Genomic DNA, 10,061 nt, shown 5'->3' with positions numbered 1-10,061 from the left:
CAGGTGCGCAAGCCGCCGACCTACCTGCGGACGCTGCCCTGACGAGGCTTTCCGCCCGAACGGCCACGCCGCCCCGCCGACACCGGCGGGGCGGTCGCGGAACGAGGGGACGATCTCCGGAGCCGTTCCGGTCAACAGCGTCGTGGCCATGGAGATCACAACGGGAAAGGCCACGGCGGGGAAGACGTCATCGTGGGCGGAAAGGACTCGGCGTCCGGTGAGCCCGGGGAGTCCGCCGACCGGTCAGAGACGCTCGATGACGGTGACGTTGGCCTGGCCGCCGCCCTCGCACATCGTCTGCAGGCCGTACCTGCCGCCGGTGCGCTCCAGCTCGTGCAGCAGGGTGATCATCAGCCGGGCGCCGGTTGCACCGAGGGGGTGGCCGAGCGCGATGGCGCCGCCGTTGGGGTTGACGCGCGCCGGGTCGGCGCCCGTCTCCTTCAGCCAGGCCAGCACGACCGAGGCGAACGCCTCGTTGATCTCGATCGCGTCCATGTCGCCGATCGACATGCCGGACTTCTTCAGCGCGTAGGCGGTGGCCGGGATGGGGGCGGACAGCATCCGGATGGGGTCCTCGCCGCGTGCGGAAAGATGGTGGATGCGGGCGCGCGGGCGCAGGCCGTGGACCTTGACGGCCTCCTCCGAGGCGATCAGCAGGGCCGCCGCGCCGTCGGAGATCTGCGAGGCGACGGCGGCGGTCAACCGCCCGCCCTCCTGCAGGAGCTTCAGCCCGGCCATCTTCTCCCGCGTGGTGTCGCGGCGCGGCCCCTCGTCGGCGGAGACCCCCTCCAGCGGGGCGATCTCACGCTCGAAGCGGCCCTCGTCGATCGCCCTGATCGCCCGCATGTGCGACTCGTAGGCGAACGCCTCCATGTCCTCGCGGGAGATGTCCCAGTTCTCGGCGATCATCTCGGCGCCCCTGAACTGGGACACGTCCTGCCTGCCGTACCGGGCTTGCCAGCCGCGCGAGCCGACATAGGGCCCCTCGGTGAGGCCGAGCGCGTCGGTGGCGCCGCGCGAGGCGTAAGCGATGGGGATCATCGACATGTTCTGCACGCCGCCCGCGACCACGAGGTCCGTCGTGCCGGACATCACGGCCTGCGCGGCGAAGTGCAGCGCCTGCTGGGAGGAGCCGCACTGACGGTCGACGGTGACTCCCGGCACCTCCTCGGGCAGACCGGCGGCCAGCCAGCAGGTGCGGGCGATGTCACCGGCCTGCGGGCCGACCGTGTCGAGGCAGCCGAAGATCACGTCCTCGACCGCGACCGGGTCGATCCCGGACCGCTCGACCAGCGCCTTCAGCGCGTGCGCGCCCAGATCCGCGGGGTGCACTCCGGACAGACCGCCGCCGCGCCTGCCCACAGGGGTGCGCACCGCTTCGACGATGTAGGCCTCGGCCATCGAAAACTCCTTAGGTTGACAGGATCCCTTCCAGGATCATCGCGAGGTACTGCCTGGCGACCTCGTCCGCGGGCAGGCGGCCGTCGCTCCGGTACCAGCTCGCGGCCACCCAGACGGTGTCGCGGATGAACCGGTAGATCAGGCCGGTGTCGAGGTCGGCGCGGAAGGCGCCCTCAAGGACGCCCCGGTCCAACACCGACAACCACATCTCCCTGAACCGCCGCTGCGAGTCGAGGAGATAGGAGAAGCGCGGGTTCGCCGCCAGATGCTTGGATTCGTTTTGGTAGATCACGACCGCCGGGCGGTAACGGTCGATCGAGTGGAACGACTCGGCGATCAGCGCCTGGAAGGTCTCCCGCGCGTCGAGGCCGGACCCGAGAACCCGGTCGTAGGCCGCCCACATGTCGGTGAGGAAGGTCGACAGGATCTCGTCCGCCATCGACTCCTTGGAGTCGAAGTGGTAGTAGAGGCTACCGCCGAGCATGCCCGCCGCGTCGGCGACCTCCCGGACGGTGGTCGAGGCGTATCCCCGCGACGCGAAGACCTCGGCCGCCGTGGCGAGCAGCTCGGCCCGCCGCTCGGCCCGCGCGGCGGCGGTGCTCTCTGAGTCTCTGCGTCGTGGGCTCATGGTCGACCTCTCAGGGGTGCTGGCTGGAGACGGAGACGACCTCTCCGGTCATATAGGAGGAGTAGTCGCTCGCGAGGAAGACGATAACGTTGGCGACCTCCCACGGTTCCGCGTACCTCCCGAGGGCCTCCCGCTTGGTGAGCTCGGCCAGCAACTCCTCCGTGGTCACCTTGGCCAGGTGCGGGTGCATGGCCAGCGAGGGGGCGACGGCGTTGACGCGCACGCCGTACGGCGCGGCCTCGACAGCCGCGCACCTGGTCAGCGCCATGACCCCGGCCTTGGCCGCCGCGTAGTGCGCCTGCCCCTCCTGTGCCCGCCAGCCGATCACCGAGGCGTTGTTCACGATGACGCCCCTGCCCCTGGGCTGCATACGGACCAATGCGGCCCTGGTGCAGCGCATGGTGCCGTTGAGGGTGACGTCCAGGACGCGGTTCCACTGCTCGTCGGTCATCTCGGCGAGCTTGGCCGTACCGCCGAGCCCGGCGTTGTTGACCACGACGTCGACGGGGCCGAGGCGCTCCTGCGCGACCGTGAACAGATTCTGGACCTGCTCCTCCGAGGTCACGTCACAGGGCACCGCGGTCACCGCGTCCGCCCCGAACTCCTCTTCGAGGACGGCCAGGCTCTCCAGCAGGCGCCGCTCGTGGGCGTCGCTGATCACCACGCGGGCGCCCTCCTCCAGCATGCGGCGGGCGCAGGCGCCGCCGATGCCGGTGCCCGCGGCGGCGGTCACCAGGGCGACCCGGTCGCGCAGCAGTCCGTGACCGGGGACATAGGGCGGCTTCATCTCCACGCCTCCACACCGAAGGGCGGACGGGCCGGGGCCTTCTCGTTGAGCTTCACGTGGTTTACTCTACCAAACAATTGTTAGAAAGAATGAGAGGGTCCCGATGACGGTCGTACGCTACGAGCGGCGCGGGTCGGTGGCGGTGGTCACCATGAACCGCCCGGAGTACCGCAACGCGCAGAACTCCGCGATGACCTACGCCCTGGACGAGGCCTTCTACCGGGCCGCGGCCGACGACGAGGTCAAGGTGATCGTGCTGGCCGGAGCGGGCGAGCACTTCTCCGCCGGGCACGACATCGGCAGCCCGGGGCGGGACGCGCACGTCTCCTTCGAGCGCAAGGCCGGGCTGTGGTGGGACCACGTCGGCAGGCAGGGGGCCGAGAGCCGCTTCGCCCGCGAGTCCGAGGTGTATCTCGGCATGTGCCGCCGCTGGCGGGAGATCCCCAAGCCGGTGATCGCGATGGTGCAGGGCGCCTGCGTCGCCGGAGGGCTCATGCTGGCCTGGGTGTGCGACCTGATCGTCGCCTCCGACGACGCGTTCTTCGCCGACCCGGTGGTGCGGATGGGCATCCCCGGCGTCGAGTACTTCGCGCACCCCTGGGTGATGCCGCCGCGGATCGCCAAGGAGTTCCTCTACACCGGCGACCGGATGCCCGCCGCGCGCGCCCACGAGGTGGGGATGGTCAACCGGGTCGTGCCCCGCTCCTCGCTGGAGACCGAGACCTTCGCGCTGGCCGAACGGATCGCGGCCATGCCGCGCATGGGCCTGGCGCTGACGAAGAAGGCGGTGAACCAGGCCGAGGACCTGCAGGGCATGCACGCGGGAATGGACTCGGTCTTCGGCCTGCACCATCTCGCCCACGCGCACAACGCGGAGACCTCGGCCGACCCCCTGGCCGGGATGACCCCGAAGAGCATGAAGGCGGCCGCCGATGAATCTTGACCTGTCGTCCGTCGAGCCGTTCCGCGCCGAGGTTCGCGACTGGCTGCGCTCCCACGTTCCCGCCACTCCCCTGCCCTCGCTGGAGACCGAGGAGGGCTTCGCCGCCCACCGCGCCTGGGAGCGGGAGCTGTCGCAGGCCCGGCTCTCCGTCGTCTCCTGGCCCGCCCGGTACGGCGGGCGGGACGCGACCCCGCTGGAGTGGCTGATCTTCGAGGAGGAGTACTACGCGGCCGGGGCACCGGGGCGCGTCAGCCAGAACGGCATCAACCTGCTCGCCCCGACCCTGTTCAACCACGGCACCCCCGAGCAGCTCGACCGCATCATGCCGCCGATGGCCTCGGGAGAGGTGATCTGGGCCCAGGCCTGGTCGGAGCCGGGAGCGGGCAGCGACCTGGCCGCGCTGCGCGCGACCGCGACCCGCACGGACGGCGGCTGGCTGCTGAACGGCCAGAAGACGTGGAGCTCCCGCGCGGCCTTCGCCGACTGGGGCTTCGGCCCCTTCCGCTCCGACCCCGAGGCCGGACGGCACCACGGCCTGACCTACCTGATGTTCCCGCTGGACGCCGAGGGGATCACCCGGCGCCCGATCGGCCGCATCGACGGCAAGCCCGCCTTCGCGGAACTGTTCTTCGACGACGTGTTCGTGCCGGACCGGGACGTCGTCGGGACGCCCGGCGAGGGCTGGCGGGTCGCGATGAGCACGACCGGCAACGAGCGCGGGCTCACGCTGCGCAGCCCGGGACGCTTCCTGGCCGCCGCCGACCGCCTTGTCGAGCTGTGGAACGAGCGTGCCGACCCCGCGGACACCGCGCTGCGCGACCGGGTCGCCGACGCGTGGATCAGGGCCCGCGCCTACCGGCTCAAGGGCTTCGAGACCGTCTCGCGCACCGAGGACGTGGGAGCCGAGTCAAGCATCAACAAGATCTTCTGGTCCGAGCTGGACGTGGCACTGCACGAGACGGCGCTCGACCTGCTGGGCGCGGACGGCGAACTGGAGGGCGACTGGCTGGAGGGCTACGTCTTCTCCCTCGCCGGTCCGATCTACGCGGGCACCAACGAGATTCAGCGCAACGTCATCGCCGAACGCGTGCTCGGTCTGCCCAGGGCCTCGAAGTGACGGCGAGCACGACGGCGAGCACGGTGGCAACCATCCGGAGGAAACGGTGAAGTTCATCCTCGAGGCCGAGCAGCGGTTGTTCGGCGAGACCCTGCACGAACTGCTTGTGAAGGCGGAGACCCCCGCCGTGATCCGCACCTGGGCGGCCGGGACGGCCGAGCCCGGCCTCGCCCTGTGGCGCTCGCTCGCCGAGGCCGGGGTCTTCGCGGTCGCCGTACCCGAGGCCTTCGACGGAGCGGGGCCGCTGCCCGTCGAGCTGGTGACCGCCTTCCACGAGCTCGGCAGGCACGCGGTGCCGGGGCCGTACGCCGAGACCGTCGCCGCGGCCGTGCTGCTCGACCGGCTCGGTGACCGGGAGCTCGCGGACGCCTGGCTGCCGGGGATCGCCGCCGGCACGGCCGTCGCCTCGCTCGCGCTGCCTGCGGCGGTGCCGTACGGCCTCGATGCCGACGTCGCCGGTCTCGTCCTCGTCGCGGACGGCGACGAGCTGCGCGGCGCGGTCCCCGGCGAGGCGCGCACCTCACTGGACCCGGCCCGCAGGTTGTTCTCCCTGACCCCGGGCACGGTGCTCGCCTCGGGGCCCGAGGTGCGCGCGGCGGCCCGCGCGGCCTACGACATGGGCGCGCTGGCCTGCGCCGCCCAACTCGTCGGTCTGGGACGCAGGCTGCTGGAGATCACGGTCGGGTACGCGACCGCGCGACGGCAGTTCGGACGGCCGATCGGCGAGTTCCAGGCGGTCAAGCACCACCTCGCGAATGCGCTCGTCGGCCTGGAGTACGCCCGCCCGCTGGTCCATGGCGCGGCGCTGGCCTCGGGGTCACCGACGTTCGCGCGCGACGTCTCGGCGGCGAAGGCGGCGGCGTCCGAGGCGGCCTACGCGACGGCCAAGATCGCCCTGCAGGTGCACGGCGCCATCGGCTACACCGACGAGTACGACCCCAGCCTGTGGATCCGCAAGGTCAGGGCGTTGTACTCGGCCTGGGGCTCCCCCGGTGACCATCGCGCCCGGGTGATCTCCTCGCTGGGAGGGGACGAGCGAACGGGCACCTGAGGGCCAGCGAGCGGCCGGACGGGAAAGGGCCTGGCGGGCGGTGGGGTGGTTCACCGGTGACCGGCGGCGACCAGGCCCGTCTCGTAGGCGACCATCACGAGCTGGGCGCGGTCTCGCGCGTTGAGCTTGCCGAGCAGGCGCCCGATGTGGGTCTTCACCGTGCCGACGCTGAGGTGCAGGCTTCCGGCGATCTCGGCGTTGGACAGCCCACGGGCGATCAGCGTGAGGACCTCCCGCTCACGGCCGGTGACCCCGGCGAGCTCGCGGGCGGGCGCCTGGACGGGCGCGGCCAGCCTGGTGAACTCCGCGATGAGCCGTCGCGTCACGGCAGGCGCGAGCAGCGCCTCACCCGAGGCGACCACCCGGATCGCCTCCAGGAGGTGCGCCGCGGTGGTGTCCTTGACCAGGAAACCGCTCGCCCCCGCCCGCAGGGCCGCGTAGACGTACTCGTCCAGGTCGAACGTCGTCAGTATCAGCACGCGCGTGGTGGCTGTCTCCGGTGACCCGCAGATCAGCCGGGTGGCCTCGATGCCGTCCATCTCGGGCATCCGCACGTCCATCAGCACCACGTCGGGGCGCTCCCGGGCGGCCAGCCGTACGGCCTCGCCCCCGGTCCCGGCCTCGCCGACCGTGACCATCCCCTCGGTGGCGCCGATGAGGGCGCGGAAGCTGTCGCGCAGCAGCACGTGATCGTCGGCGAGCAGCACCCGGACAGGCCGCCCGAAGTCGTTCCCGGCATCGTTCACGGCGCTGTTCACCGCGTCCGTCCCGAGGATTCGTACGGCAGGCGGGCCGACACCCGGAAGCCTCCCTCCGCTCGCGGGCCCGCACTGAACGTGCCGCCGAACATCGCCACCCGCTCCCGCATCCCGATCAGCCCGTGCGCCCCGGCACCGCGTGACTGCGCGGACCCGCGGCCCCTCCCCTCGTCGACGACCTCGATCCGCACCGCCCGCCCGTCGGCCTCGACGTCGACCCGGCAGCGGGCCGGGACGGCGTGCTTGACGACGTTGGTCAGCGCCTCCTGCACGATCCGGTACACCGACAGGCCCACCGCCTCGGGCAGATCGCCGACGCCGCGCACCTCAAGCTCGACGGAGGCACCCGCCGCACGGGTGTGTTCGGCGAGCTCGTAGAGCTGGGCGAGCCCCGGTGCCGGCGCGAGGGCGGCGCGGGAGACGGGACCGGCTTCCCTACCGGTCTCCCCGCCGGTCCTCGCGCCGATCTCCATTCCGCTCCCTGTACCGGTCCCCACTCCGCTCGCCATGCCGGTCTCCGCGCCACTCCCCACACCGATCCTCGTGCCGGTCTCCGCACCGTCCTCCGGGTCGGCACGGAGAACTCCCAGCAGGCGGCGTATGTCGGTGAGTGCCACCCGGCTGGTGTGCTCGATGACGGCCAGCGCGGACAGCGCCTCCTCGGGGTCGGTTCCGGCGATGTGGTTGGCGACGGTGGACTTGACCGCGATCAGGCTCATGCTGTGCCCGACGATGTCGTGCAGTTCGCGGGCGATGCGCAGCCGCTCCTCAGCCGCGGCACGCCGGGCGAGCTCGGCGGCGGCGGCACGCCGCCAGCGGCGGATCGTCCCGGCCGCCCATGCCCCACCCGTCACCCCCCAGATCGCCCCGGCCTCCACCGGCCACGCGAGCGGCACCTCACTGGGCGCCCCCTCGGGGCTCGGGACGGGCTGGAACGTCGCGTAGAAGCAGACGACCGCGGCCGCCGAGGCGAGCAGGCAGGCCACCAGGGCGGCCGCGGACCGCAGGGGCGGCTCGACGGCCGAGACGACGTAGAGCGCCAGCGCGACGGGGGTGTAGGCCACCCACATCACTCCGGCGCCCACCACGCCGGCCAGCGTGGCGGCCACCGTGCCTACCCCGGCCACGGCGAGCACCGGCAGCGGCCAGCGCCGCCGTACCGCCACGGGCAGCGCGGTGCCCAGGGCCACGGCCCACACCGCCCAGAGCGGCCCCGTGAACACCTGGACGGGAGGCTCCAGGAGCGCGTAGGCGACGAAGATCGCGAGCGCCACCGCCACCGCGGCGTCAAGGAGGATGGGACGGGCACGCCCGCGGATGCTTTCCACTCCCCGACGCTATCGTCACGGGCCGAGGCGGCGCGTCCGACCACGGTCGGACCTCCCCAGGTCGTAGCCGGGACCGCGGGGGTGACCACGGTCGGAGCGGCGAGATCCGGCCATGGCCGGATGTGCGGGAACACCACCGTCCACAACCGTTGAGGCATGAACGACGACAGCCTTCGCCAAGCCGCCGGACAGACCCCCGGACAGCCGCTCGGACAGACCTCCGGGCGGGCACGCCCTGCCGGGACGTTCTGGTTCCCCGGGCCGTGGGTGGGCGGGATCGCGATGGTCCTTGGCCCCCTGCTGATGTCCGCCGGGGTGCTCCTGCGCATCAGGTACCACTTCTTCTTCCCCCAGCAGTTGCAGGCCTACGACGCCGAGCCGACCCTGATGGTCGCCGCCTACAGCCTTTTCGTCGCGGGCAACGTGCTCATGTGGCCCGCCATCGTGACACTCGCCCAGATGATCGGCGTCACCAGGCCCGGCTGGGCGGTCTGGGGTGGCAGCCTGGTGATGTTCGGGCTGTTCACCCGGACCTTCCACGGGGGAATCGACCATCTCGCCTTCCAACTCGTCGGCGTGCAGGGGTTGTCCACCGCTACCAAGGCCGTCGCCGACTCATACGGGGCGTGGGACGTCTTCCGCTTTCCCGCCCTCACCATCGTCACCGGCTGGGTCGTGCTCGCGATCGGCGCCTACCGCTCCCGCGTACTGGGCCCGATCCGTTCCTTCGCGCTGGGCTGGATGTGGATCCTCGCCCTCGGCACGCTCAAGGGCACCGAGGTCCCGCAGTCGCCGATCGCCCTGACCGGCCTGTGCGTCGCGTTCATGCCGCTGGGCGTGCGCGTGCTCCGAGACGGTCCCCGGCCGTCCCGGAGGCTCTGGGTGCTGATCGCCCTCGCCGTCACGCTGACCGTTCTCATCATGCTCTTCGGCCCCGAGGGGTGACCTCCGACTCGGTCCCGAAGAGTGATCTCCGGCGGCCGGGTCGTGAGGGCCTGCCGGTCTGTAGGCGGCTTGAAGCCGTTTTCCAGCGACGCTCACGAACCTGGTCATGTCAGAACGGCCCCGGGGAGCGAACCGCACCGCTGCCGGTGTGCCGTGCCGCCTACACGTCAGGACACCACAATGAACGGGACCGCCAGGCTCCGCCTGCTGCTGACGGCCACCACCACCGCACTGACCTGGATCGCCGGAGCCACGCCCTCCAGCGCCGCCCTCTCCGCCCCTGCCTCCGCGTCCGGGGCAGACCTCCTTCACGCCAGGTTCGGCTGCGATACCTACCCCGAGAACAGGGCGACCTCACGTGACGAGGCGCTGATCCGGGCGCAGAGCTGGATCGACGAGAGAGTTCCGTACAGCCAGTCGGCCTGCCATCGGAACGGGTACGGAAACTACCGCACGGACTGCTCTGGCTACCTCTCCATGGCGTGGGGGCTGCGGCAGTCCTACACCACGAGCACGCTCGGCCAGGTCTCACACGAGATCGCGCGGTCGGACCTGCGCCCCGGTGACGCGCTGAACCGGCCGGGCGTCCATGTCGCGCTCTTCGTCCGCTGGGCGGACGACGCCCACACGACGCCGGTCGTCAGGGAGCAGGCGGGCCCCGACGGCTCCCCCACCGCGGAACACACCTGGAGGGCGTCGACCGCGAACACCTACACGCCGATCCGTTACGACAACATCGTCGACACGGCGCCGGGGTCGTCGCTGTCGGGTGACGCCAAGGCCGACATCGCCGCGGTCATGCCCAACGGCGACGTCAAGGCCTGGCGCAACGGAGCGGGATTCAGCCACATGCCCTGGGACGCCGACGCCGTCATCGGCGTCGGCTTCACCAGCGACAACCTCCACTTCGCCGACCTCGACGGCGACGGTGACAAGGAGATCGTGGCGGTCATGCCCAACGGCGACGTCAAGGCCTGGCGCAACGGGGCCGGGTTCGGCCCGATGCCCTGGGACGGCGACACCGTCATCGGCGTCGGCTTCACCAAGGACAACCTCCACTTCGCCGACCTCGACGGCGACCGAAAGGCCGAAATCATGGCCGT

10 protein-coding genes are annotated in these 10,061 nt (G+C 71.6%); 5 read left to right on the top strand and 5 right to left on the bottom strand.

The window, feature by feature from the left end:
- Window positions 1-243: 243 nt before the first annotated feature.
- From AB0395_RS43115 to AB0395_RS43105, 3 genes are read right to left on the bottom strand one after another with little or no spacing between them, the layout of a single operon-like run.
- Entirely contained in the window at window positions 244-1,401 is a 1,158-nt protein-coding gene (locus AB0395_RS43115) for an acetyl-CoA C-acetyltransferase (RefSeq protein WP_366292547.1), read from the bottom strand.
- 10 nt (window positions 1,402-1,411) lie between these two features.
- Window positions 1,412-2,029, bottom strand: coding sequence for a TetR/AcrR family transcriptional regulator (locus AB0395_RS43110; protein WP_366292544.1), 618 nt, complete (start codon window positions 2,027-2,029; stop codon window positions 1,412-1,414).
- Between the two features lie 10 nt (window positions 2,030-2,039).
- Complete coding sequence (locus AB0395_RS43105; protein WP_366292542.1) at window positions 2,040-2,816, bottom strand: SDR family oxidoreductase; 777 nt, start codon at window positions 2,814-2,816, stop codon at window positions 2,040-2,042.
- Window positions 2,817-2,919: 103 nt separating this feature from the next.
- Here AB0395_RS43105 and AB0395_RS43100 point away from each other — a divergent pair, with 103 nt between their 5' ends.
- Genes AB0395_RS43100 through AB0395_RS43090 form a run of 3 tightly spaced genes read left to right on the top strand, consistent with a single transcriptional unit; the run spans window position 2,920 to window position 5,927 of the window.
- Window positions 2,920-3,759, top strand: coding sequence for an enoyl-CoA hydratase (locus tag AB0395_RS43100; RefSeq protein ID WP_366292540.1), 840 nt, complete (start codon window positions 2,920-2,922; stop codon window positions 3,757-3,759).
- Entirely contained in the window at window positions 3,749-4,876 is a 1,128-nt protein-coding gene (locus tag AB0395_RS43095; RefSeq protein ID WP_366292538.1) for an acyl-CoA dehydrogenase family protein, read from the top strand. Before AB0395_RS43100 ends, AB0395_RS43095 begins: the two co-directional genes overlap by 11 nt.
- A gap of 46 nt (window positions 4,877-4,922) precedes the next feature.
- Entirely contained in the window at window positions 4,923-5,927 is a 1,005-nt protein-coding gene (locus AB0395_RS43090) for an acyl-CoA dehydrogenase family protein (RefSeq protein ID WP_366292535.1), read from the top strand.
- 50 nt (window positions 5,928-5,977) lie between these two features.
- Here AB0395_RS43090 and AB0395_RS43085 read toward each other — a convergent pair whose 3' ends face one another.
- Window positions 5,978-6,685 (bottom strand): response regulator transcription factor, encoded by a 708-nt coding sequence (locus AB0395_RS43085; protein WP_366292532.1) that lies wholly within the window; start codon window positions 6,683-6,685, stop codon window positions 5,978-5,980.
- Window positions 6,682-8,013, bottom strand: coding sequence for a histidine kinase (locus AB0395_RS43080; RefSeq protein WP_366292529.1), 1,332 nt, complete (start codon window positions 8,011-8,013; stop codon window positions 6,682-6,684). Before AB0395_RS43080 ends, AB0395_RS43085 begins: the two co-directional genes overlap by 4 nt.
- Window positions 8,014-8,169: 156 nt before the next feature.
- Between AB0395_RS43080 and AB0395_RS43075 the strand changes: the two genes are divergently transcribed.
- Together AB0395_RS43075 and AB0395_RS43070 are read left to right on the top strand one after the other, a co-directional pair.
- A complete protein-coding gene (locus tag AB0395_RS43075) occupies window positions 8,170-8,958 on the top strand; it encodes a hypothetical protein (protein ID WP_366292526.1) in 789 nt (262 codons plus the stop codon).
- A 180-nt stretch (window positions 8,959-9,138) separates the two neighbouring features.
- Window positions 9,139-10,061, top strand: a 923-nt coding sequence (locus AB0395_RS43070) for a VCBS repeat-containing protein (RefSeq protein ID WP_366292523.1), incomplete at its 3' end; no start/stop codon positions are given.

The sequence above is a fragment of the Streptosporangium sp. NPDC051023 genome (assembly GCF_040689595.1).
In the GTDB taxonomy this organism is placed as follows: Bacteria; Actinomycetota; Actinomycetes; order Streptosporangiales; family Streptosporangiaceae; genus Streptosporangium.
The sequence above is the reverse complement of the archived record's forward strand: the minus strand, read 5'-3'. Positions and strand labels throughout refer to the sequence as shown.

What these genes read in the sequence shown, in the direction of transcription:
- AB0395_RS43110 (WP_366292544.1), bottom strand. Translation starts at nt 2,029, where the DNA reads ATGAGCCCACGACGCAGAGACTCAGAGAGCACCGCCGCCGCGCGGGCC.
- AB0395_RS43100 (WP_366292540.1), top strand. Translation starts at nt 2,920, where the DNA reads ATGACGGTCGTACGCTACGAGCGGCGCGGGTCGGTGGCGGTGGTCACC.
- AB0395_RS43115 (WP_366292547.1), bottom strand. Translation starts at nt 1,401, where the DNA reads ATGGCCGAGGCCTACATCGTCGAAGCGGTGCGCACCCCTGTGGGCAGG.
- AB0395_RS43095 (WP_366292538.1), top strand. Translation starts at nt 3,749, where the DNA reads ATGAATCTTGACCTGTCGTCCGTCGAGCCGTTCCGCGCCGAGGTTCGC.
- AB0395_RS43105 (WP_366292542.1), bottom strand. Translation starts at nt 2,816, where the DNA reads ATGAAGCCGCCCTATGTCCCCGGTCACGGACTGCTGCGCGACCGGGTC.
- AB0395_RS43075 (WP_366292526.1), top strand. Translation starts at nt 8,170, where the DNA reads ATGAACGACGACAGCCTTCGCCAAGCCGCCGGACAGACCCCCGGACAG.